The sequence below is a fragment of the Chryseobacterium sp. genome, from assembly GCF_029240215.1.
GTDB lineage: Bacteria > Bacteroidota > Bacteroidia > Flavobacteriales > Weeksellaceae > Chryseobacterium.
Window position 1 is genome coordinate 273,559 of sequence record NZ_JARBTK010000001.1, and the last position, 24,483, is coordinate 298,041.

16 protein-coding genes are annotated in these 24,483 nt (G+C 37.7%); 2 read left to right on the forward strand and 14 right to left on the reverse strand.

Translation table 11 applies throughout. From position 1 onward, the window contains the following. Positions 1 to 45: 45 nt before the first annotated feature. The gene (locus K0R77_RS01310; protein ID WP_300346438.1) at positions 46 to 639 is read left to right on the forward strand and encodes a hypothetical protein; all 594 of its coding nucleotides are present in this window, start codon (positions 46 to 48) and stop codon (positions 637 to 639) included. Between the two features lie 54 nt (positions 640 to 693). Here K0R77_RS01310 and K0R77_RS01315 read toward each other — a convergent pair whose 3' ends face one another. From K0R77_RS01315 to K0R77_RS01340, 6 genes are all read right to left on the reverse strand, one after another. Continuing rightward, positions 694 to 2,727 (reverse strand): alpha-glucuronidase, encoded by a 2,034-nt coding sequence (locus tag K0R77_RS01315; RefSeq protein ID WP_300346440.1) that lies wholly within the window; start codon positions 2,725 to 2,727, stop codon positions 694 to 696. A 131-nt stretch (positions 2,728 to 2,858) separates the two neighbouring features. Continuing rightward, positions 2,859 to 3,827 (reverse strand): glycoside hydrolase family 43 protein, encoded by a 969-nt coding sequence (locus K0R77_RS01320; RefSeq protein ID WP_300346441.1) that lies wholly within the window; start codon positions 3,825 to 3,827, stop codon positions 2,859 to 2,861. 200 nt (positions 3,828 to 4,027) lie between these two features. Continuing rightward, on the reverse strand, positions 4,028 to 5,149 hold the full coding sequence (locus tag K0R77_RS01325; RefSeq protein ID WP_300346442.1) for an endo-1,4-beta-xylanase: 1,122 nt from the start codon (positions 5,147 to 5,149) through the stop codon (positions 4,028 to 4,030). A gap of 279 nt (positions 5,150 to 5,428) precedes the next feature. Continuing rightward, positions 5,429 to 6,883 (reverse strand): MFS transporter, encoded by a 1,455-nt coding sequence (locus K0R77_RS01330; RefSeq protein WP_300346443.1) that lies wholly within the window; start codon positions 6,881 to 6,883, stop codon positions 5,429 to 5,431. Positions 6,884 to 6,916: 33 nt separating this feature from the next. Next, positions 6,917 to 8,830, reverse strand: a complete 1,914-nt coding sequence (locus tag K0R77_RS01335; RefSeq protein ID WP_300346445.1) for a sialate O-acetylesterase — start codon at positions 8,828 to 8,830, stop codon at positions 6,917 to 6,919. A 26-nt stretch (positions 8,831 to 8,856) separates the two neighbouring features. Next, the gene (locus K0R77_RS01340) at positions 8,857 to 11,232 is read right to left on the reverse strand and encodes a glycoside hydrolase family 127 protein (protein WP_300346449.1); all 2,376 of its coding nucleotides are present in this window, start codon (positions 11,230 to 11,232) and stop codon (positions 8,857 to 8,859) included. Positions 11,233 to 11,757: 525 nt separating this feature from the next. On the opposite strand from K0R77_RS01340, the gene K0R77_RS01345 reads away from it, so the two are divergent. Continuing rightward, positions 11,758 to 12,435, forward strand: a complete 678-nt coding sequence (locus K0R77_RS01345; protein WP_300348313.1) for an NUDIX domain-containing protein — start codon at positions 11,758 to 11,760, stop codon at positions 12,433 to 12,435. A gap of 1 nt (position 12,436) precedes the next feature. Here the strand turns inward: K0R77_RS01345 and K0R77_RS01350 are convergent, their stop codons facing one another. From K0R77_RS01350 to K0R77_RS01385, 8 genes are all read right to left on the reverse strand, one after another. Then, positions 12,437 to 14,344: a DUF294 nucleotidyltransferase-like domain-containing protein gene (locus tag K0R77_RS01350; RefSeq protein ID WP_300346450.1), complete on the reverse strand. Its 1,908-nt coding sequence runs from the start codon at positions 14,342 to 14,344 to the stop codon at positions 12,437 to 12,439. Positions 14,345 to 14,452: 108 nt separating this feature from the next. Then, complete coding sequence (locus tag K0R77_RS01355; RefSeq protein ID WP_300346452.1) at positions 14,453 to 15,097, reverse strand: 3'-5' exonuclease; 645 nt, start codon at positions 15,095 to 15,097, stop codon at positions 14,453 to 14,455. An 87-nt stretch (positions 15,098 to 15,184) separates the two neighbouring features. Continuing rightward, complete coding sequence (locus K0R77_RS01360) at positions 15,185 to 16,912, reverse strand: sodium/solute symporter (protein WP_300346454.1); 1,728 nt, start codon at positions 16,910 to 16,912, stop codon at positions 15,185 to 15,187. Positions 16,913 to 16,915: 3 nt separating this feature from the next. Further along, complete coding sequence (locus tag K0R77_RS01365) at positions 16,916 to 18,073, reverse strand: aldose epimerase family protein (RefSeq protein ID WP_300346456.1); 1,158 nt, start codon at positions 18,071 to 18,073, stop codon at positions 16,916 to 16,918. Positions 18,074 to 18,094: 21 nt separating this feature from the next. Then, entirely contained in the window at positions 18,095 to 19,591 is a 1,497-nt protein-coding gene (gene araA / locus K0R77_RS01370; protein WP_300346458.1) for an L-arabinose isomerase, read from the reverse strand. A gap of 86 nt (positions 19,592 to 19,677) precedes the next feature. Continuing rightward, positions 19,678 to 20,376: an L-ribulose-5-phosphate 4-epimerase gene (locus K0R77_RS01375; RefSeq protein WP_089874206.1), complete on the reverse strand. Its 699-nt coding sequence runs from the start codon at positions 20,374 to 20,376 to the stop codon at positions 19,678 to 19,680. Positions 20,377 to 20,613: 237 nt separating this feature from the next. Further along, positions 20,614 to 22,311, reverse strand: a complete 1,698-nt coding sequence (locus tag K0R77_RS01380) for a ribulokinase (protein WP_300346463.1) — start codon at positions 22,309 to 22,311, stop codon at positions 20,614 to 20,616. A gap of 137 nt (positions 22,312 to 22,448) precedes the next feature. Next, on the reverse strand, positions 22,449 to 24,422 hold the full coding sequence (locus K0R77_RS01385; RefSeq protein WP_300346465.1) for an alpha-L-arabinofuranosidase C-terminal domain-containing protein: 1,974 nt from the start codon (positions 24,420 to 24,422) through the stop codon (positions 22,449 to 22,451). Between the last annotated feature and the right edge of the window lie 61 nt (positions 24,423 to 24,483).

A 24,483-nucleotide genomic window follows, 5' to 3' on the forward strand; every position in this document is an offset into this window, starting at 1 on the left:
ATACATTTGCAGTATCAATATTAGTAAACTTAAAACACTTTTATTATGAATAATTTATTAAAAATCAGTCTATTTGTTGTGTTTCTTTTAACTTCAGCAGATGTAATGAGTAAAGACAAAGACTTTTCTGTATCATTCGGAAATGTAAATTCTAAAACCCTTAGTTTTGAAGTAAACAATGCGCAAAATATTTCTCTGTTTGTATACAATGATAATGAGGGAGAAATATATTCTGAGAAAATAGGAGATCAAAATTTTATTTCGAAATCATATAATCTTGAGACTTTAACTGACGGAACTTATTATCTGGTTGCAGAATCTGATTATAAAATTGAAAAATATAAAATCAGTATCCAAAATAAAAACCTAGTGGTAGAAAAAACTCCTGTAAGTGAAATCATCAAGCCGGAATTTACCATCAATAACAATATTGTAAAACTGAATATGGAAGATATGGATGGCTCTGTAAACGTTTCTGTTCAGGATTTTTCTGATAATGTATATTACAATGAAACTAAATTTGCAAAAGACGGCAAGCTTAGTTTAACGTTCAAACTTGATCCCAAAACCTCTCCAAGCTACATCATTGCAGTTGAGAAAAACGGTAATATATTCAGTAAAATTATTGCTCTTAAATAATATAAAATTCATATTTATTAAAAACAGCTCTACCTTTTCGGAAGAGCTGTTTTTTTAGTTATGATGTCCCATATTGAGTTTAATCTTTTTCAAATCTTCCAGTTCGTGAACCGGTCGTTCGATATCATAAGGAATTGGTCTTTTGGAAAATGTCTGGAAATACAACAGACACGCATCTTTCCACCAAACGGCATCTTTTGCCTGAATTTTTAATTTAGATTGAACATCTTTAAATCTTTGCTCATCGATATAAGGCTGCATTTTGTCCCAAACTTTTTGATAATTACGTATATTTTTTACGCCTGTATCATATTTGTAAGAAAGTTCTTCCCACAATGTTTTTCCATCTTTCATCTGATAATCCCACGGAACGTGATGAAACCAGAGAATGAGGTTTTCGGGAGTCGTTTTGATATTTCCATAGATGTCGTTGAGTGGAGGGAAATATTGTGAAACAGCATTGCTTCCCGTTTTGGTTCTGTCAAAACCTAAACCCTGTGTATTTGCCTGATGATAGTATACCGGTGACCAGTCTGCTCTCGTACCTTTATAGTCACCCCACGGTTCCGGTCCGTAATGGTGCATTCCTGCAAAAATATGGTGCAAACCAAGCGGCATCATATAATCTACGGCAGTTTCCCTCGAAGCGAGCATCATTTCTTTTACAGGATTGAGGAATTTTTCGTTGTCAGTGAAGGTCATTTTTATCCATTCGTCGGCAATCTGTTCCGAAGTCAAATTGTGGTTCCAAGCTAAACGTCCGAAAGCGTACCAATTGGCCTGTGCAAAATGATGTCCCGTCCAGTTTTTGTCTTCCCCAATGTTTGCAACAGCAGAAATTGCGGTTAATTTTGCAGGTCTTAAAGTTCCGTCTGTAATTTTCGCAATTGTAGAACCTTTTCCGTCAGAATACGTATCGCTGTCCAAAGTTTCCTTGAATAAAGGAGCAAGGTAAACCAGATGATTGGCTTGCCCTAAATATTCTTGAGTAATTTGAAATTCAACCATTTCGGAAGTTTTTTTCAAAGCTCCGAAAAGCGGATTAAACGCTTCACGAGGCTGAAAATCAACAGGTCCGTTTTTAATCTGAACAATCACATTATCTCTGAATTTTCCGTCTAGCGGAACAAATTCCAGATAAGCCTGTTTTGCTCGGTCTTCTTTACTCGGACTGTACACAAATGCTCTCCACATTACGATTCCGCCATAAGGTTTTAAAACGTCAGCCATCATATTGGCGCCATCAGCGTGCGTTCTTCCGTAATCCTGCGGTCCCGGCTGACCTTCAGAATTGGCTTTAACCAAAAATCCTCCGAAGTCAGGAATTAATTTATAAATTTCTGATGCTTTATCTTTCCACCATTTTTGAACATCTTTATTCAACGGATCAGAATTTTCCAATCCGCCCAAAACTTTAGGCGACGAAAAATTGACTGACAAATAAACCTTAATTCCGTAAGGTCTGAAAATATCTGCGAGAATTTTTACTTTTTCAAGATAGTCTTTGCGGAGCATATTTGGTGAAGCATTCACGTTGTTAAGAACAGTTGCATTAATTCCAATCGAAGCGTTGGCTCGTGCATATTCTTCGTATCTGGGGGAAATTTTACTGGGTAAATCTTCCCATTTCCAAAGCGAATGCCCTGCATAACCGCGTTCAATAGTTCCATCCAGATTATCCCAATGGTTGAGAATCCTGACATCATATGATGGTTTTTCGGTAATATTCAAATTTGTTAGTATAGATTTTGTCTGCTGCAAACGTAAAATATGATAAACTCCGTACAACAATCCTATTTCTTTTTCGGCAGAAATGACCAGTTTATTCTGAACTGATTTTATGGTATAACCGCCTTTCAGATTTTTTAATGATTTGTCGGTTCGAAGTTCAATTTCCTGACCTTGCCAATGATTCATTAATTCTTTTTTGGCGATATTCACAGTCGGATTGTTTCCTTTGGAAATAATTTTATCTGCCGAAATTCCGTTCCTTGCCGGAAATCGAAGCCAAAGCTGACTTCCGTCTTCTGCGAAAATCGTTAATGGAATCATTAGAAATAATAGGATATACAGTCGGAAATTTTTCATTGAAAACTTTTTTCTATAGGTCGTACCTACATTTATTAATATTGAACCCTTTGGGGTTTTTTGAAATATTTTATTTTGATAGGATTTCATCCTATCCTTAGTTAAATCGTCCCTTCGGGACTTTTTATAGATTATTCTTCTAAACCTTCAATGGTTTTAATTTTACCATCGTTGCCATATTCCAGCTCGATTACCTTCATACTTCTGAGCCAGGTTTTTCCTTCGCTTGGTACGGAGTCGTGAAAGAACAGATACCATTTTCCTTTAAATTCAACAATGCTGTGATGAGTTGTCCAACCAATGACAGGCGTCAGAATTTCTCCCTGAAAAGTAAAGGGACCATAAGGACTGTCGCCTGTGGCATAACAAATCAAATGTGTGTCGCCGGTAGAATATGAGAAATAATATTTGCCGTTGTATTTGTGCATCCAGGACGCTTCGAAAAAGCGGTGTTTGTCGCCGTGAAGCAATAAATTTCCATTTTCGTACAGAATTAAGATATCTTTTGGCTCTTCTCCAAACTCCAGCATATCATCGCTCAATAAAACAACTTTTGAAGGAATTGCCGGTTCGTTATCATTAGGAATTACGGCTGATTCCAATGCTTTGTTGTTTCTGTAACGTTGCAATTGTCCGCCCCAGATTCCACCGAAATACATATAGTGTTTTCCATCTTCTTCAAAAATACAAGGGTCGATGCTGTAACTTCCCATCATTGGATGTTTTTCCGGAATAAATGGTCCGTAAGGTTTGTCGCTTACCGCAACACCTATTCTGAAAATATCATTTTTATCTTTTAACGGAAAATACATATAATATTTTCCATTTTTGAATGCCACATCACAATCCCACAACTGTCTTCCAGACCACGGAATATCTTTTACCGAAAGGACAACACCGTGGCCTATGATTTCGCCGTTTTCTACATCATCCAACGAGAAAACGTGATAATCGTTCATATCAAAATGGTCTCCGTTGTCATTTTCTTCGATTCCGCTTTCGCGGTCGTGTGATGGATAAATGTAAATTTTGCCTTCAAAAACGTGTACGGACGGGTCTGCCATATAATCGCTTGGGAAGAGGTATTTTGCTTTGTTCATTGTTTTAATTAGAAGTTAGATTTTAGATACTAGATTTTTAGTGAACATCAATATTTTCCAACCACAAAAGTCACAAAAGAATTTTTATGCTTTCAAGCTTTTCAAAAGAACAAAAAGGACAATAAATATACATTAGCTTTTTTATTCTTTTGTATAACTTTAGTTTCAATAATTTCTTTTGTGACTTTTGTGGTTAAATATTATTTTTCTTTTGTTAACTGAATGATTTTTTCTACCACAGGTTTTGCCTGATTATTTCGGTCGAAAAGTAACGGATAATCGGTTCTGCCTTTTACCGGGAAATCGTTTTTCCAGGATTGGGTATCGGTAGTTCCCCACAAGGTTACTCTTCTGATTTTATCCTGATGTTTCAGGAATAATCTGAAAAAATCCAGATAACGGTTTTCCCATTCTGTTTTTACATTCTCAGGAAGTCCCGCTGTATAAGGATTCATTTTTGCTTCATATTCTACCTTATCGGAAACGTTGGCAGAAGTTCCCCACGGTGAAGGAAGTGCGCTGATTTCCATTTCAGTAACATTTACCTTTACGCCGTTTGCTGTGTAGTCAAGAATTGCTTTTTCGTATTCGTCAAGGGTTGGTGTATCAAGACCAACGTGGGTCTGCATTCCTACTCCATCGATTCGGATTCCTCTGGATTTCAGTTTCTGAACTATTTTGCTTACAGTTTTTACTTTTCCGGGATGCCATTCGTTGTAATCGTTGTAGTATAATTCTGCATTCGGGTCTGCTTCCTGAGCGTACTGGAAAGCCAACGGAATAAATTCTTCACCCAAAATTTCGTAAAACTTAGATTTTCTGTAAGTCCCATCTTCCATAATAGCTTCATTAACCACATCCCAGCCTTTTACGCGACCTTTGTATCTGGTGACAACGGTGGTAATGTGATTTTTCATTCTTTGTTTTAAAACTTCAGCAGAAACATCTTTTCCGTCTTTGCCTACGAAAAACCATTTGGGTAACTGCGAATGCCAAATCAACGTATGACCGATGATGAACATTTTATTTTTCTCCCCGAAAGCGACAAATTTATCTGCATCGTCGAAAAAGAATTTCCCTTCTTCAGGTTGAAGGAACATTGATTTCATACAGTTTTCTGCAACAATGGAACTGAACTGATTTTTGATAATCTCAACAGATTTTACATCTTTCTCATCAATCTGAGGAAGACTCATCGCAGTACCGATGTAGAATTTATTTTTGAATGCATTCTTCAGGGAATCGTTGGAAGCTGCCGTGTTGGCTGTCTTGCAGGAGACGGTCAAGGTTAAAATTCCTAACAATGCTGCTATTTTATTCATAATTATTATTTTTAATTTAAACGCAAAGCGCGCAAAGATTTTTTGACTACTATACTTTTTAAAGTTCGCAAAGGCGTAAACACAGCGAAGAAATACAAAAATTTCACATAACGTTTATTTTTCAAGCTTTTCACGGTTTCAAGCCTCGACACGGATTTTAACATCGAATCACTCGCAGCCCGGCTTGAACGGAAATCCTTTTTTTGCGGCTGGAAAAGCTTTGGCAAAAAAAGATTGGGAGTGGAAGACGGAAAAGCTGCCCAAATTTTTATTTTATCATTAATCTTTCGCTTTTCTTCTTTCTTTAAGATCGTGTTCGATTTCGATTTCCTTTTTCTTGTTGATTTCGTAGAACATCAGCAATCCGCACGCTAAAAAGAACGGAATGGATGGAAATACGCTGACCAGCATTTTGGCACCTGTGGAAACGGTTTCCGGCTGTATCACGTTGACTGCACCTTCTGAGGAAATATAACCATATTTTCCGATAATTAATGCAACTAATGAACTTCCGATGCTTAAACCAACTTTCAAACCGACCATCATTGCCGAGAAAATAATTGCTGTCGCACGTCTGTTGTTTTTCCATTCTGAATAATCGGCAACGTCGGCAATCATCGCCCAAAGTAATGGTGTTCCGATTCCGTAGAAGAAACCGTGTAAAACCTGGGATAAAAACATTAATCCGACTGATTTTGGCGGATAAAATATAAATGCTAAAACGAATAGTGTTGAAATAAAAAGTGAAGCGATAAATGCATCTCTTTTGCCATATTTATCTGCAAACTTTTTCGAGAAAGTGATTCCAACAATCATCATAATGATTCCACCTGCATTGAATAACCCGAAACCTGCTGAACGAGGGTCTTCTCCGAAGAAATTCATCCCAATGGAATTGAAGAAATTGGTAATCGGTGATATAAACTGCTGAAGTGAAGCTTCATCTACATAATTATTGAAATAATAAACATACGAACCGCCTTTCATTGCCAATGTAATGAAAATCAATGCTGTAACCGTTAACATAATAATCCACGGCTTATTTTTCTTTAAATCTTTTAAATCAGCCCCTAAAGTAGATTCCTGCTCCGGTTTTGGAATCACTCTTTCTTTGGTTGTGAGAAAAGTGATGAGCAACATTATCGTTCCGATAATTGCAAGCCAAGTCATTACAACCTCGATTCCGGCTGCTTTGTCACCGTGTCCCGCAGACAAAATAATCGGCAACATAAATACCTGAACGAAAAACTGTGCAAACATAACGGCAACAAAACGGTAAGATGAAATACTGTTTCTTTCGCTCATATCGCCTGTAATTACGCCACTTAGAGCTGCGTAAGGTAAATTATTGGCTGCATAAAGCAATAATAAAACAGAGTAAGTAACTGCCGCATAAATCATTTTTCCTTTGTAAGAAAAATCCGGTGTGCTGAACGCAAAAAGTGCCGCTGCACCCAACGGAATTGCTGTTAATAAAATCCAAGGACGGAATTTCCCCCATTTTGTGCGTGTTCTGTCTGCCAAAGCTCCAACCATCGGGTTGAAAACAAAACCAGCCAATAAGCCGACCGTAAGTGTAATGATGGATGCATCTTCCGGTTTTAATCCGTAAATATCGGTATAAAAATAAGCTAAATAGGTTACAAGCGTCTGGAAAACCAGATTGGCGGCTAAATCTCCTAAACTGTAGCCGATTTTCTCAACGACAGATATTTTTTGAGATGAGTTGTTCATTTTAATAATTTATAATTGATAAATGATAATTAATTATTCTGTAGTAAATGGTGATGCAGGAAGTCCGGTCTTATTTTTAAGGTTTCCGTCAGGGTTGTCTGCCCAATCGTATCTTACTGAAATTGGATTTGAAATGGTGTCGTTCCAGACAATGATTTTATTGCCTTCGATTTTTGCTTTTGCCCATTCATACTTTCCGTCTTTTCCTTTGATGGCAAAACCTTTCAGTTCTGAAACTGGTGCATAATCATCAGTTCCGGATTTGAAAGAAAGAATTATTTTATTTCCTTCCACTTTTATTGACTGATAAACCGGTCCGTCTGCGATGATATTCTTTTTGTCTGCAATCTTCAGTGCCTGTAAAGCCAATCGGTCTCCAACTGTTTTTTTGTTTAGAGGATGAATATCATTCCACTCGCCGATGTCGATGATTACAGCTAATCCGGTGTTTGGAACTTTCAGCGAAACCTGACGCTGCTGGTCTCTGAGTTCTGCCCAATTGCTTTCCACAGGTTGTGTTTTTGGTTCCATAAAATTGGCTAATTGTACTGTGAAAAAAGGCATCTCTTTCTGATTCCATTTATTTCGCCAATCCAGAATCATTGTGGTCAGCAAATCGCCGTATTCTTTTGGTTTTCCGGTGTTGCTTTCGCCTTGATACCAAATGGCACCTTTGATGCTATAATTGATAAGCGGATTAATCATTGCATTGTACAATCCGGTTGGTTTCCAACGGATGAAAGTAGTTCCTGGAGCCATTTTTTCCATTTTAGCACCGGTTTTATATTTCCATTCGGTTTTTAAATCGATTTTATTTCCGTCAATTTCGAGGTAATAAGGTTTGTCAGCGATGAACTGTCCTTTTCCGCTCCCATTGGTAATCCTTACAGCAATAATGTTTTTACCTTCTTTCAAAACACCTGCCGGAATATCATACCAACGAGGCGGATATTCGTAGGTTACATTTCCGACTTTTGTTCCGTTGATGTAGGTAACATCAGCATCTTTTATTCTTCCTAAATTTAAAAAAGCGGCTTTTCCTGCCTGATTTTTAGTTAAATTAATTTCTTTTCTAAACCAAACCGAACCTTCAAAAGAACCTTCTTTATCTTCCCAAGAACCAGGAATATTCATTGTTTTCCAGTCAGAATCGTTTAGGTCGAAGTTTTCCCAATGTTGGTTTAATCCGATATCGCTTTGGTCGAGTTCTGTGTACCAAGCTTTACTCAATGCCTGTTCGCCGGATTCGGTAGATTTTATCAAATCATCATTTTGCCATTTTTTAGCTTCGTCCAGATATTCAGGGTATTTTTTCAGAGAATTTTCATCCATCCACGCCTGAATCGGAGAACCACCCAAACTTGCGTGGATAATTCCAACGGCCACTTTATTTTTCTGACTTAATTCTTTAGCAAAAAAATAGGCAACTCCGGAAAAATTAAGAATCGTTTGTGGATTTGTAGCTTCCCATTTTCCGCCATCAAGCTCAGTTTGAGGTGACTTAAAATTATATTTTTGAGGAACCGTAAAAAACCTGATATTTTGGTTATTTGCATTTTTAATTTCGTCAGCGTAAAGCGGAGTCAGTCTGCGCATCGGCAGCTCCATATTCGATTGTCCGGAAGCGAGCCAAACATCACCGATTAGAATATCTTTCAATGTAATTTCATTGATGGTCATCGTGTAAGGACCTCCGGCTTTTTGCTCGGGAAGTGTGATTTTCCAGTTTCCGGTCTGGTCGGCAATAGTTTTATAATTTTTGTTGAGGAATTTCACTTCCACTTTTTCTCCGGCATCAGCTTTTCCCCAAACATTCAGCTTTTGGTTACGCTGCAAAACCATTCCGTCTGAAACCAGTGCAGGAAGTTTGATTTTTGCATTAATAAAAGAAATGCATAATGAGCCTACGAATAAAATTAATATTTTAAAAAAGATTCTGTTTTTCATAGCAAATTGAATTCTGCAGTTTATTTTTAGTTTTTATCTGGCATTTGGCTCAGCAATCTTACTTCAATGAGTTTCGGAGTCAGGGATTTTTCATTTGTATTAAATTTTACATTAAGAATCTCTTTTCTACTTTCAGATTCCGGAATCGGGATTAATAATGATTGTGGAGAACCGCCCATTTTTCCGTCGAAATTTTTAGAAATCACTTTGATTCCATTAATTTCCGCATTCAATGTACGGTTGTTATTGGCATCAAAATAAATAAGATAAAGGTATTTTGCATTTTGATCTTTGTTTCTCATCTGGTAGCTGAACCAACCTTTTGCCTCACGGAAATGGCGGTCTTCCATATAACCGGTGTTGGAATCTTTGCTGTCGATGAAATGGTCGGATTCCGGCTGCTGCTCACCCAACTGAATTTTATCAGCAGTAATGCTGTTTAGCTTTCTGACTTCCTCTTCTTCTTTGATTTTCTGTTTCTGAATCACTTCGATTTTATTCTGATTCGCCTGCGGAAAATAAATAATGTAGCGCTCTTCTTGAATTTTATAAAACGGAACCAACTCCAATCCGTTACTGAACTTATTCTGAGGATACAAACCTTTTAATCTGAAGGTCAGATCTTTTCCGTTAACGGTTTCCAAATGGCTTAAAACTGAAGCTGAACTTCCCAAAATAGTCGGGATTTCATTCAAAGGAATTTGTGGTCCGTGCGCGATATGTCCGCCTCTGCTGTCATCAGCGAAAAGTCCGTCCTGATTTTCTTTTCCGTATTTGGCAGCCAAAACGATAGGACCATATTTGAAGGCAAAATAATCCGAATGGTCAGGAAGCTGTTCTGCGGAAAGGTGCATTGGCATTTTCATTTCGATAACATCTCCTTTTTTCCATTTTTTATTAATGGTAAAATAACCTTCGGCATCAACCGTAACATTGATATTTTTGCCATTCACTGAAATTGTAATTTCAGAAGCATTTGCCCATTGCGGTGCTCTTAATTTTAAATTTATAGTTGATTTCGGAGCAACATCAAAAACTAATTTTGTTGATGGATTTTCAGGGAAATTATTTTCCTGTCTCAAAACCAATTTCTTTTCAGACCATTTTAAAATGGAAGGAATAAATAGATTCACGTATAAATCTTCATCAGAATAAGCATAAATCATTTCACCATATTTGGCGTGATTCTCCATTCCGGAACCTACGCAGCACCAAAAGCTGGTTTCCGGCTGAGAATAAACCCTGTAATGACCGGGACGCATCGGCGTGAAATAGACAAAACCACCTTTGTCGGGATTTTGGGTGGAAAGAATATGATTGTATAACGCTTTTTCGTAATAATCTACGTAAGATGATTTTGGATTGGTTGCATACAATTCTTTGGAAAGTTTCAGCATATTATACGTATTGCAGGTTTCCGGACCTTCGATACTTTTAATCATACCGCTGAAATCATTGATGGGATTAAAATGCTCGCTTACACTGTTTCCTCCGATAATCGCTGATCTTTTTTGCGTGACATTCGTCCAGAAAAAATCGGCAGCACTGCTCCATTCTTTGTTATTTTCTAAATCTGCAATTCTTTTAAAACCAATCACTTTCGGAATCTGCGTATTGGCGTGAATTCCTGTGAGTTTATCTTCACCATTCAGCAATGGGTTTAAAATAGCAAGATGAGAAAAACGATGAGCAAGTTTTAGATATTTTGGATTTTTTGTGATGTCATAAACGTCGGCAAAAACTTCATTCAGACCGCCGTGCTCGCTGCGAAGCATATCCTGAATCTGTTCATCGGAAAGTCCGGAAACTTCATCAGCCATCCAATCCGTGAGTTTTATCAGCATTTTTTTTGCTTTCTCACTGTCTGCATACCAATAGGCATCGCGTAAACCAGAATAAATCTTGTGAATATTATATAAAGGAACCCATCTGTCATTCAACCCGAAAGTTGCGGCACGAATGTTTCCATCAGCAATTTCTTTCCAGGCTTTTTTACCGTTCGGAACACCAGAAAGGTAGCCGTTTCCTGAAAGATTCTGGCACCGCTCCAGCTCATCAATCATATAATCCAAACGCTGCTTGACTTTTGGATCGCCCGTGGAAGCATACATTAACGCCAAAGCTGAAATGTAATGACCGCCGATATGACCGTCAAGCCCGGTATTTTCCCAATTGGGATAATTTTCTTTTTTGGGTTTCAGTCCTGCTTCTTTCAGATAAGGTGCAAGAAGCCGGTCTGCATCCATCGAAAGGATATATTTTTCATCGGTCTGCATTGCCTTGCTGAAAACACTTTCGGACAGATGAACCTTGTTGAGCGGAAAGTAGCTAACATTTTTCTTTACCTGCCCAAAAGCAAGCGAAGTAAAGCTTAAAAATAATATCAGTGATTTTTTGTTCATTAATAAATGTTATTTCTACATTTCTAAAATAAAAGAAAGTATCTATATGGCAAACAATTTTCATCATTTGGAAATAAATCTTATTGAAAAAGCATTTTGTGGCAATGAAAAAAAGCCTAAAAAAGCTTTACCTTATCATAAAAAACAAGAATAGACAAATCATAGAATATCAATTAAATAAATGTAATTTCGTCATTATCAAAATAGATAGAGTGGGTTTATAAAAAACAATAAAAATTTATATTTACACTTATCGTATTTTAAATAATATGTCGAATAAATTTTTAACTTAAATTCAAAATAAAATTTTAACACAATTTTAACATTACATTCATATAGGATTTATAGTAATTTTGGCAAATAAATTGCTCAGAAGATGAAAACAATTCCCCAAAACACTTCCTTAAACCCGCAAATTATTAAAAAAATGGTGATGGTGGAAAAATAAAGTGTTTAACATACATTTATTTATTTTTCATATTAAAATCTACTTTAAAACCTTTAACTTTGTATAAAATCATTTTGATGGAAGAGAATTATTCTAAACATTTTGTCGCAGTAGACTGTATTATCTTCGGTTTTGATGGAGAAAATCTTAAAATTCTCTTGATTAAAAGAAATTTTGAACCCAATAAAGGAGATTGGTCACTGATGGGTGGATTTATCAATGAACAGGAAAGTTCTGACCAGGCGGCCGATCGTATTCTAAATGCGTTGACAGGTTTGGAAAATATCTATCTTGAACAATTGAATACTTACACCGCGGTTGACCGCGATCCCAGTGCCAGAATTATGTCGATATCGCATTATGCATTGATTAACATTCAGGATTCTATTCAAATCAATGAGAAATACAGCGCAAAATGGTTTGATTTGAAAGACAGTCCCGATCTTATTTTCGACCACAACGCTATGGTAAAAGATGCTGTCCTGAGACTGAGAAGAAGAGCAACCACAAGACCGATTGGCTTTGAACTGCTTCCTGAAAAATTCACAATGAAAGATTTGCAGAATCTTTACGAAGCGATTTTTGACGAAAAATACGACAAGCGAAACTTTACCAGCAAAATAAATGCTTTAGATGTATTGGTAAAAACCAGCGAAAAAGATATGAGTTCGTCTAAAAAAGGGTCTTTTCTCTACACTTTTGACGAGGAAAAATACAATAAGAAAATTGCGGAAGGTTTTATGTTTAAAATTTAATTTAGAAACTTCCGGTAAATTTTACTTTGATCCCCAACTGAAAATTGGCAATAGTCTTGAAGATTTCGATTAAAGTTACTTGTTCTATTTTGGTCAATTTACTGATTGCAATATAATTATCAGGATGTTTTTTGTCAATATTAATTTGATTTGCCTGATTTTTTAAGCGGAGCGCCATCAAGTAATAATACGATTGATGCATTTCATTATACTGCTGCTGCGTGAAAATCCCGATTTCCGTCAGTTTTTTCATTCTTTCGCCTGTATTTTCCATTTCCAGATGGTTTTTCAATGCATAAACACGAACCAAATCCACAATTGGGGACATCGCTGTTTTAATATCGAAAACTTCTGATTTCCCGATGGTCTGGGTTTTTATTCTTTTAAAAAAAGTCAAAGGAGGTTCGTATTGCAATGCATTTTTTGCAATATGTGCAAAGAAAATTTGATTGGGTGAAACGAGTTTTTCCTTGATAAAAGTTTTCAGCTCACGCACAATATTTTCGTCACCGTAAATGAAACGGAAATCAAAGAATGTGGAAAATTTCATTGCATTTTCCGGTACAGATTCTTCAATCCATTGGCTGTAATTTCTTTTCCAATGAGAAAGAGAATGTGTCCATTTGGGATTACTTGCCATAAAGCCGCCTTTGCAGTATTCGAAACCAATCGTATTGAGGTCGTCTGAAACTCTTTTGGCAAAATCCAGAAAATATTCCCGAACCATTTCCCTGTGTTCATTGGCCTTGTCTTCGTAGATGATTCCGTTATCCTGGTCGGTACTCAGCGTCTGCTCTTTCCTTCCTTCACTTCCGGTGACAATGAAGGCAAATTTCGCAGGCGGTTTTCCAATTTCTTTTATGACTTTTTCTATCACTTTTCCGGTAATGGTGTCGGCAATCGTAGTAATGACCTGACTGGCAATTTCGCCGTGTACTCCCCTTCCTAAAAGCTGATTGATGATATCCGGAACCTGATTCCATTTTTTACGAAGTTCTTCGGTATTTTCAGCCTGCTTTACGGACTGAATAAATACTAGTGGACTCTGTGCCTGCTCGCTCAACAAACGGTTTCTGCTTAGAAAACCGACATATTCTTCCTTATTTTTTACCAAAAGATATCTTGATTTGGTTTTGAACATCATCAGAACGGCTTCATACAAATAGGCATCGGTGGAAATGCTAACAATCGGATTATCCATTACTTCCGAAATGGCAATCTTTGAATCCAGACAACGAGCGATGACATTATCCCTTAAAGTAATATCTGTTGCATAACCAATAATCTCGTTACTCCTCAACTTTTTGATAAAAATACAGCTTACTTTATTGGCTGCCATCATTTTAGCAGCTTCAAAGACAGGCGTATTTTCCTCGCACGAAACGATGCTTTTGTAAGCAATGCCTTCAATTTTTCTGGAATACAATTGGTCGGCTGCGAAATAACTTTCCTCGAAAGTGGCGGGTGTTTTTACAAAATGAGAAAACTCCTCATCCAACATTTTTTTACCAAAATCTGAAGTGAAATAGTGAAAAAAATCTTCGTAGGCATTACACAATTCGTAAAATTCCTTTCTGGGTAAGGTGTAAACCACGGTTCCTTTTTTGGCTATGGCAGATTTCAATGCACGAACTCTGTTCAGAATAATGGAAATTCCGCCAAAACAATAAGGTTTATGATGTTTGGTTACCGCTCTTTTGTTTTCTGAGGCATCGAAAAAAAAAGTTTCATACTCTCCGGATGCTATAATGCTTACGCCGGTCATCTCCGTCACATCCTGACGATAAATCAGCGTATCTTTAGAAAACTCGGTTTTAATCAATGTTTCAGAGATCTCGGCAAGAACTGTTTCAGGTAAAAGATGGAAAGGTTTTGTTATTTTTAATAGTGAAATGATTTTTTCTTCCATAATTTTATTTTTGCCACGGATGCACGAATTTTAAAATCAAGCAACCTTATATTAAAGATGTAATTCGTGCATTTGTGGCTATTTTTCTCTGATAAAATTAAACAAACTTTATTTCAATTTATCTGTTAAAAATTTTAATTTACATTCGATTTCGTGATGGATTTTCTGAAGTTCATCCTCTGAAATTTCTCCACGGGAACGAATTTCAAAAAAACATTTTGCCGTCATTTCCGCATCAATCATCGCATCGTGAGAGCGTTCCATTTTTTCATTGAAAAGAAACTCAAAAAGCTGGTTCAAGCGAAGATAAATGACGTTTGGATTCAAATTATAGTCTTTACTTTTAAGCATTGTACAGTAAAAATGACTTTGCTGAAAAGGATTTTCCAGATTAGCTCTATAAAAGTCACAGCTCAACGTATCAATATCAAACTCAATAAAATGTCCGATAAGCAACGGTTGATATTGCTGAATATCTTTCGAAAGTTTTTCTAAAATCAATTTTCGGTTTCGACCGTTTTTGCTTAAAAATTCTTTGGTAATTCCGTGTATTTTGAATGATTTGGTACTAATTTTCAAATCATCAACATCAATATAACAATTTTCTCTTTTAATTTCGTTACCGTTCTCATCATAAATAATCCACGAAACCTGAACTGCTGAAGGCCAATTTTCGGTTTCAGAGTAAGGTAAATCCCAGCGTTTCGGGATGCCTGTGGTTTCGGTGTCGATAAAAAGGAGATGTTTTTTCAAAACTTTATTTAAAATTATAAAATCATCAGAATATTTAACAAAAATAGGATGCCAATATTGACATCCTATTTTTAATTTATTTTAAAATTACCAGAATCTTACGTAAAGTGCGGTCAATAAAAGAACCGTTACTACAATCATAACTAAAGTTCTGTTATCTACTTTGAACATTGTCGCATCAATCGCGAAAGCTTTTGGATTCACTTTCGGACCAGCCAAACTGATCATCACCATTACAGCAACTGTGATAAAGAATGACCATCCCATATTAATCAGGAAAGGAATTTCTGTAATCGTGTGAACTACTCCGTTTTCTAATTTTTCATACGTGAAAGCAGTGTATAACCAAGTTTCTTTCCCGAAAATATCTACTGCAAAACTGTTGAAGAAAATCGCAAGTAAAAAGCCAAGAAGAACCCCGACTAAAGCTGCTGTTCCTGTTGTTCTCTTCCAAAACATTCCCAAAAGGAACATCGCAAAAACACCCGGACTGATGAACCCTGTATATTTCTGAATAAACGTGAAACCACCTTCTCCTCCGATTCCCAAAACATCCGTCCACGTAAATGCCAAAGCAACAGCCATTGCGATGATAATTGCCCAACGTCCTGTTCTTACCATCTGGATTTCGGTTGCATCGGCTTTCAGGTATTTTTTATAAATATCTAAAGTGAAAATGGTAGAAATACTGTTTACTTTTCCCGCCAATGACGCAACAATTGCCGCCGTCAATGCTGCAACTGCAAGACCTTTAAGTCCCGTTGGCAAAAATCCTAAAATAGCTGAATAAGCACCATCTTTTACCCCATTGAAACCTGGCAAATGCCCTTTTGTATATAAAACATACGCTGCAATTCCCGGAAGCATTACGATAATGGGCATAAATAATTTCAAAAATCCTGCGAATAAAATTCCGGTTCTTGCGGTTTTCAAATCAGCTCCTAAAGCACGTTGCGTGATGTATTGATTACATCCCCAATAATTTAGGTTGACGATCCACTGACCTGCAAAATACATCGCCAATCCTGGTAAAACCACATATTTCTGAACACTCAGATTTTCCGGCATTGCTAAAGTTGTAGTAGTTGTCGTTGGCTTATCAAGCATTAATTTGAAATGTTGCGGTGCTTCGTTCATCAAAGTCTGAAAACCTGCAAAAGCATTTCCTACAGCCACGCCGTTGATTCTCTGGTCAACAATCTGAAGAGCCATATAAACCGTTGCAAAACCTCCGATAATCAAAACTGCTACCTGAATAACGTCGGTATATCCGATTACTTTCATTCCGCCAAGACCGATTAATAATGCCATTAGAAGTAATCCAATCATTATAATATGAAGATTATCTCCACCCAACAATGTATCAATTGCCAAAGCTCCTAAATAAAGAATCGAAGTAAGGTTTACAACTACGTACAAAAACAGCCAAAAAACAGCCATTATCAGTGAAACCGATTTATTGTAACGGGTTTCAAGAAATTGGGGCATTGTATAAATCTTGTTTTTAAGGTAAATTGGAATGAACCAAACCGCAATGATAATCAATGCAATCGCTGCAATCCATTCGTAAGCTGCCACAGCAATTCCTACGAAAAATCCTTCCCCACTCATCCCGATAAACTGCTCCGCCGAAATGTTGGAAGCAATCAAACTGGCACCAATCGCCCACCAAGTAAGTGAACCTTCGGCAAGGAAGTAATCTTTACTGCCAGTAGCTGCAGATTTTTTTCTGTTGTAAATCCAGATTCCGTAACCGGCTACCACCACAAAATAAACAAGAAATATGATGATATCAATCGTTGCTAAGTTTCCCATAATTTATTTTTTAACTGAGAATTTATAAATCGTTTTAGTCTGATATTTTTGTCCCGGCTTCAGTTCTGTTGAAGGGAAAGAAGCTTGGTTCGGAGAATCCGGAAAATGCTGGGTTTCTAAGCAAAAACCTGTTCTGAATTCATTTTTTCCGCCGGTTTTGGTATCGAATTTCCCGTCAAGAAAGTTTCCGGAATAGAACTGAACACCCGGTTCGTCTGTCAAAACTTCCATCACTCTTCCCGATTCAGGATGATACACTTTGGCGATACTTCTTAGTCCGCTTCCGTTCAAAATCCAGTTGTGGTCGTAACCTTTTCCTTTTTTAAGTTGGTCGTCATCTGCGTTGATATCTTTTCCGATTGGTTTTGAAACGGTGAAGTCAAACGGACTTCCTTTTACCGCTTTCTGTTCACCAGTCGGAATCAATGTTTCATTTACAGGCAAGAATTTATCTGCATTGATTTGCAATTCGTGGTTGGTAATCGTTTTTGAGAAATTCCCTGAAAGGTTGAAGTACGAATGCTGGGTAAGATTCACAACCGTTGCTTTATCCGTTGTAGCTTCGTAAGAAATCTCCAAAGCATTATCGTCTGTCAAAGTATATAAAACAGTGGTCGTCAGCTTTCCGGGATAACCTTCTTCGCCATCTTCACTTGTGTAAGTCAGTTTCAACGTCGGGAATTTCGCATCTTTTACAGGTTCAATATTCCAAAATTTGGTATGAAAACCTTCTTTTCCGCCGTGAAGACTGTTGGGTCCGTCATTTTTATCAATGTCGTAAGTTTTACCTTCCAAAGTGAATTTTGCATTGGCAATCCTGTTTCCATAACGGCCAATCAAAGCGCCGAAATAGTAAGGATTTCCGTTGAAGTAATCTTCAGGTTTTGTGAAACCTAAAACGACATCTTCATATTTTCCGTTTTTATCGGGAGCTGTGAGTGAGGTGATAATGCCTCCAAAATTGATGACTTCCACCTTCATCTCGTTTTTATTCGTTAAAGTATATTTTTTGATGGAATCGCCTTTCGCTGTTACTCCGTAATCTGAAACCTGTATGTTTTCCATATTCTCTTTTTGAGGCTGATTATTATTTTCTTTTTTATTGCACCCGAAAATACATAAAAGCGCAATAATAATCAGGTTATAAGTTATTTTTTTCATAGTCTGAATGATTTTGCAAGATTAACGATAATAAATTTCATTCCAACGAAGGGTATTCTTAAAATCACGGATTTTTGTGTCTTCATCGATAACAAGAGATTCAATTCCTGCAATTTCTGCAAAATCTTCCAGCTGCTCTGCACTGATGTTTTCACTGTAACACGTGTGATGCGCTCCACCAGCCAAAATCCAGGCTTCTGCAGCCGTGTACAAATCAGGAAGCGGCTTCCAAAGAACTCTTGCCACAGGAAGTTTTGGTAATTCTTCGGTGATTTCCAACGCTTTTGTTTTGTTGATTAACAGCCTGAAATGATTTCCGAAATCCATTAAAGCAGCATTCAGAGAGTCAATATTTCCTCTTGAATTGAAAACCAAACGAACCGGGTCAGCTTTGCCACCAATTCCCAACGGATGAATTTCACAAGATGGCTTGTCTACTGCTAACACAGGGTCTACTTCCAACATATGAGAACCCAAAACGGAAGGATTTGCTGGATTGAGATGGTAGGTATAATCTTCCATAAAGGCATTTCCGCCCTCAAGACCTTGTCCCATCGTTTTCATTGCACGAACGAGTGCAGCAGTTTTCCAGTCGCCTTCTCCGGCAAATCCATAACCTTTTTCCATTAATCTTTGAACGGCAATTCCGGGAAGCTGTTCCAAACCGTGAAGGTCTTCAAAAGTATCGGAGAAACCTTTGAAATTTCCGTCTTTCAGGAATTTTTCTAAACCTAATTCTATTCTTGCAGCTACTTCAAGAGATTTTCTGTTGCTTCCGCCCGAAAGGAGAGATTCAGCCATTTTGTATGAGGCTTCATATTCTTCTATCAAAGTTTTGATTTCGCCATCGCCAATGGAATTGACAACACTTACCAAATCTCCGATTCCCCAAGTGTTTACCGAAAATCCGAATTTGGTTTCAGCTTCTACTTTATCACCATCGGTTACGGCAACATATCTCATATTATCTCCAAAACGAGCGAATTTTGCACCTTGCCAATCGTCCCAACCTGCCGCAACACGGCTCCAGTCTCCGATTTGTTTTTGAACTCTTTCGTCAGCCCAATGTCCGACAACCACTTTTCGGTTTTTGCGAAGACGGCTTACCATAAATCCGAATTCACGGTCACCGTGTGCCGCCTGATTCAGATTCATAAAATCCATATCCATCGTAGACCACGGAATATCCTGATTGAACTGCGTATGAAGATGCAACATTGGTTTTTGTAAAGCGGTCAAACCACGAATCCACATTTTTGCAGGTGAAAACGTGTGCATCCAGGTTACAATTCCGATACAGTCTTTTGAGAAATTAGCAGCTGTAAGGGTTTCAAAAATTTCTTCCGTAGTTTTTACCGTTGGCTTTAAAACCACTTTTACCGGAATTGATGAAGAAATATTAAGAGCTTCTACGATTTTCGCTGAATGTTCGGCAACCTGAGCTAAGGTTTCGGGTCCGTATAAATGCTGGCTTCCGGTGATGAACCAGATTTCTTTTGTATTGAGAGGTGTTAACATATTTTTTAGTTGATGGTTTTTGGTTGATGGTTGATTATTGATTGATTTTTAAAGCTAAATGCTAATTGCCAAAAGCTAATAGCTATTTACTGTCCGTAATAGGCATTTTTGCCGTGTTTTCGTTCGTAATGTTTTTTGATGAGCGAATCTTTCAGGCGTGGCGCATTCGGGTTGATTTGTCTTGTTCGATATGCCATCTCTGCAATGGTTTCCAGGACTTTGCTGTTGTAAACGGCTTTGTCCGCATTTTTACCCCAGGTGAACGGTCCGTGATTTCCGATGAGTACCATTTCTACTTCTTCGTAAGACAGTTCTTTTTCTTTGAAGCAGTCCAGAATCTGAATTCCAGTGTTGTATTCGTAGTTTCCTTCGATTAAATCATCACGCATTGGCGGTGCACAGGGAATATCTGTCGTTAAATGGTCGGCGTGAGTTGTTCCAAAAATAGGAATGTCCATCTGAGCCTGCGCCCAAGCGACCGAATAAATGGCGTGAGTATGTGAGATTCCGCCAATGTTTTCCCAGTTTTTGTAAAGATAAGCGTGGGTTTTAGTATCGGAAGATGGTCTTAGATTTCCTTCAACCACGTTGGCATCATAATCTAAAATCACAATGTCTTCCGGTTTTAAAAGTTCGTAGGGAACACCGCTCGGTTTGATGGCAAAGATTCCTTTTTCTCGGTCAACGGCACTCACGTTTCCGAATGTATAAACGACCAGCTTCAAGGCATCCAACTGCATATTGGCTTCGTAACATTCTCTCTGGAGTTCTTTATAGATGCTCATTTTAGTTTTATTAAATGATTAAAAGATTAAAATAATTTAAAGATTACAGGTTACCTATTTCGGGCTGCATACCTTATTGGTTTAGTTTCAGCATTGAATCTCACGCAGCCCGACCTGAGTGGAGCTCTTTTTGTGTAGCAAAGCGGAACAAAAAAGCGGGAACGGAGGGCGGATAAAGCTGCCATAAAATCTTTGGTTATTAGTTGTTATTTTAAAATTGAATGTGATTTCTATCAACTATAAACTGTCAACAATCAACTTCTTCTTTGATTTGATATTGTTTTCCGTGAAGTCGGCGAGAATCTGATATTGACTCATTAATTCCGCATATTTTTCCACGTATTCTGCCTGCGGGAAATATTCGGCTTCGAAATCGGAACCCATTTTTTGACTTGCTTCCTGAACATTGGTATAAATTCCTGCTGCAACTGCTGCATAAATCGCTGCCCCCAAAGCGGGAGCCTGGTCTGACGCTGCTACGACAATCGGCATATTGAGGACGTTTGCCAAAGTCTGCATAATGAATGGTGATTTTCTGGCAACACCGCCGATTCCGATAACTTTTTCGATTTTCACGCCTTCTTCTTCGAAACGGTCGACGATTTTTTTGGAACCGAAACAAATGGCATTCACCAATGCTTTGAAAATATGTGGTGCTTTTGTACCTAATGAAAGATTGCTTATAGCCGCTTTCAATTCCTGATTGGCATCGGGCGTTCTACGTCCGTTCACCCAATCCAATGCGATAGGAACGGCTTCGGAAAGAGGAATTTTTTCTGCCTCCAAAGTCAGATTTCGGATGAGATTGTTTTCTATTTCTTCTTTTAAAAGTTGTTTTTGAGTGTCATCGATGATATTTGAATTCATCAGAATATTATGGACTGGCCAAGTAAGAATATCTTTGTACCAAGCCAACAAATCTCCGAATGCCGACTGACCAGCCTCCAGACCAATCAATCCCGGAATGACCGAACCGTTGACCTGTCCACAAATTCCTTTGACAGTTTTATCTTGAATAATTTCGTTGGGTGCAACCATAATATCGCAGGTGGAAGTTCCCATAATTCGGATGAGTGTGTTCTCCTCGACTTTTGCACCGACAGCTCCGGAATGGGCATCGAAAGTTCCTACGGCAATCACAGTATTGGTTGTTAATCCCAATTTTGCTGCCCATTCTAGGTTAAGATTTCCTGCAACCTCATCGGAAGTGTAGGTTTTATCGTACAATCTGTCACGAAGTTCGGCTAAAGATGAGTCCAACTGTCCGAGGAAATCCTTAGATGGAAGTCCATCCCACGATTCGTGCCACATTGCTTTGTGACCTGCTGCACAACGGCTTCTTTTGAAAGTTGATAAATCCTGATGGTCGGAAAGGAGAAACGTGATATAATCGCAATGTTCCACCCAGCTGTAAGCCGAATTTTTCACATTGTCATCAACTCTGTTGATGTGGAGGATTTTTGCCCAAAACCACTCGGAAGAATAGATTCCGCCTTCAAATTTGGTATAATCTTCGCCGCCCCAATTTCTCGCCAAATGGTTGATTTCCTCGGCTTCTGAAATTGAAGTATGGTCTTTCCACAATACCATCATTGCATTTGGATTTTGTTCGAATCCGGGAGTCAGAGCCAATGCAATTCCTTCTTTGTTTACCGGAAGCGGTGATGAACCAGTGGTATCAATACAAATGCTGACAATACTTTCGGGGGCTACTCCACTTTCTTTGACAACATCGGAAATGGTTTTTTCCAAGCCTTCAATATGGTCAAGCGGATGTTGACGGAATTGATTTTGTTCCGGTTGGCAGAATTTTCCTTCTTTCCATCTTTGGTAGTAGCTTACGGATGTTGCGAGCTCGGCTCCGTTTTCTGTATCAATCAGGACTGCACGCACCGAATCCGTACCATAATCTAACCCGATAACATATTTCTTCATTTAAGCGATGAATTAAATTTTAATAAATGTTGACATTTCTCTTATTGAGAGATTAAAACAAATATAAATTTTTATTTTAAATAAATGTAAATATTACACTTAATTTTTATTTTTCTTTTATTGATGATACTTAAAGGCTATTTTATCTTTAAAACCACGAAAGAATTGGATGGAATCTGAACAGAAAATTTCCCTTTTTTAATCACAGAATTCTCTTCAAGAGGTTTTATGTTTTCTGTTTGAAAATTATTTTCATCAGAAAGTTGTGATGATGTTAAGGTTGTTTTAGTCAGTTTGCTTCCTAATTTGATATTTTTCGGATTGATTTCAATTGATTTTTCCTGAGAATCTGTATTGACAATTTTAATAATCACTTCATTATTTTTACCGTCTTTCACCGCGGATGCAAAGAGTTGATTTTGACCTTTTACAGCATCTCCGTTTTCCGAAATTTTAATTAAATCGGTTCCTTTATTATTTGAAAACAATTTTTGAACATAATAATTTGGCGTTGCATATGACTGAAGATTATTAAACCAAATCAAATCCGGTGTCCATTGCCAACCATCTGCGTGGGCAAAAAGCGGAGCATAGGAAGTCATTGTGACAACATCTGCATTTCTTTCCAATCCGGTCATAAAAGCAGCTTCTGATAATGCGGTTTGCCAGTTATTTTTATTATCCGGTTTTACTACACCGACTGATTGTGCAGCATATTCTCCGGCGAAAACTTTTGGTCCGGAACGGTCGTAAGCATCATAACGTCCGGCATTTTTTGTAAACCATTCGGGCGAATTGTAATAATGCTCATCGACAATCTGTGCATTAAGTTTCTTGAGTTCTTTCCAACCGTATTCAAAAAATTCTCCGTCAGGAGACGGTCCGCTTCCTGAAATGATTTTAATATCAGGATATTTGGAATGAATGGCTTTTTCAAAAATCTTGTAACGCTCTATGTAATCTTCTCCCCACTGTTCGTTTCCAACGCCAATATATTTCATATTGAATGGTTTTGAATGTCCCATTTCAGCACGGATTTTTCCCCATTTTGTACTTTCGTTTCCATTGGCAAATTCGATTAAATCCAATGCATCCTGAACAAATGGATTTAATTCTTCCAAATGAACCAATTCGGCTGTGTTGAACTGACACGCCATTCCGCAACTTAAAATCGGTAACGGCTCAGCCCCCAAATCTTCGGAAAGCTGGAAATATTCATAAAAACCTAATCCGAACGACTGATAATAATCGGGAGTCAGGCGATGGGCAAATCCGGAACTCCATTTGTTGATGAGATATTCTCTGTCTGCCACATTTCCCAATGTTTTTTTCCATTGATATCTTTCGGCAAGGGTTCTGCCTTCAACGATACAACCACCGGGAAAACGTAAAAATCCAGGCTGCAAATCATATAATTTCTGAACCAAATCTTTTCGTAAACCGCCTTTTCTTCCTTTCCAAGTATCTTGGGAAAATAGAGAAATCATATCCATATTTGCCACGCCGTTTCCGGTAAAAGTGATTTGAAGTTTTGTTTTTTCAACTGTTCTTGATGGAGAAAAAACAGCCGTATATTTTTGCCAGCCTTTTCCATTGATGAGTATAGGAACTGTTGAGATTATCTTTCCGTTTTCGTCAATCAGACTTGCGTTGACGGCAGAAATGTTGCCTGATACATTTTCCAAGTCGAAACTAAAATCATATCTTGAATTCTGGTGAAGTCCGATTCCTCTGAAACCTTCATTTTCCAAAATATAATTTTTATCATTGTAAACGGTTATTCTTGCGTAGTTTTTATTGGTCTTGGAATTATCCGAATAAATCGTCAAAAAACCAGAATCCAAATTCGGAGAAAGTGTTTTTGTGTTTTGCTGTTTCCAACCCGTTAAAGGCTCATTAAATTCAAAGCTTCGGTTTTTAATGAGTTCAGCGTAAATACCGCCGTCGGCTGCAAAGTTGATGTCTTCAAAGAAAATACCGTACATCGTTGGCTGGATTTTGATGTTGGTAGATGTTCCGTCCAAATCTAAAGTAAACTTTGAGGTTTGTGCCGATGAAAATGCAACGCAACCTGAAAGAAGAAAGGTGAAAATTTTATTTTTAGTTTTCATTGATAATATTTTTTGATTGTTCAAACAGACACTTCGACTACGCTCAGTGTGACATCTTTAA

Bases quoted from the DNA above. Each gene is read 5' to 3' on its own strand.
- K0R77_RS01310 (WP_300346438.1), top strand. From the start codon at position 46: ATGAATAATTTATTAAAAATCAGTCTATTTGTTGTGTTTCTTTTAACT.
- K0R77_RS01315 (WP_300346440.1), bottom strand. From the start codon at position 2,727: ATGAAAAATTTCCGACTGTATATCCTATTATTTCTAATGATTCCATTA.
- K0R77_RS01320 (WP_300346441.1), bottom strand. From the start codon at position 3,827: ATGAACAAAGCAAAATACCTCTTCCCAAGCGATTATATGGCAGACCCG.
- K0R77_RS01325 (WP_300346442.1), bottom strand. From the start codon at position 5,149: ATGAATAAAATAGCAGCATTGTTAGGAATTTTAACCTTGACCGTCTCC.
- K0R77_RS01330 (WP_300346443.1), bottom strand. From the start codon at position 6,883: ATGAACAACTCATCTCAAAAAATATCTGTCGTTGAGAAAATCGGCTAC.
- K0R77_RS01335 (WP_300346445.1), bottom strand. From the start codon at position 8,830: ATGAAAAACAGAATCTTTTTTAAAATATTAATTTTATTCGTAGGCTCA.
- K0R77_RS01340 (WP_300346449.1), bottom strand. From the start codon at position 11,232: ATGAACAAAAAATCACTGATATTATTTTTAAGCTTTACTTCGCTTGCT.
- K0R77_RS01345 (WP_300348313.1), top strand. From the start codon at position 11,758: ATGGAAGAGAATTATTCTAAACATTTTGTCGCAGTAGACTGTATTATC.
- K0R77_RS01350 (WP_300346450.1), bottom strand. From the start codon at position 14,344: ATGGAAGAAAAAATCATTTCACTATTAAAAATAACAAAACCTTTCCAT.
- K0R77_RS01360 (WP_300346454.1), bottom strand. From the start codon at position 16,912: ATGGGAAACTTAGCAACGATTGATATCATCATATTTCTTGTTTATTTT.
- K0R77_RS01365 (WP_300346456.1), bottom strand. From the start codon at position 18,073: ATGAAAAAAATAACTTATAACCTGATTATTATTGCGCTTTTATGTATT.
- araA (WP_300346458.1), bottom strand. From the start codon at position 19,591: ATGTTAACACCTCTCAATACAAAAGAAATCTGGTTCATCACCGGAAGC.
- K0R77_RS01375 (WP_089874206.1), bottom strand. From the start codon at position 20,376: ATGAGCATCTATAAAGAACTCCAGAGAGAATGTTACGAAGCCAATATG.
- K0R77_RS01380 (WP_300346463.1), bottom strand. From the start codon at position 22,311: ATGAAGAAATATGTTATCGGGTTAGATTATGGTACGGATTCGGTGCGT.
- K0R77_RS01385 (WP_300346465.1), bottom strand. From the start codon at position 24,422: ATGAAAACTAAAAATAAAATTTTCACCTTTCTTCTTTCAGGTTGCGTT.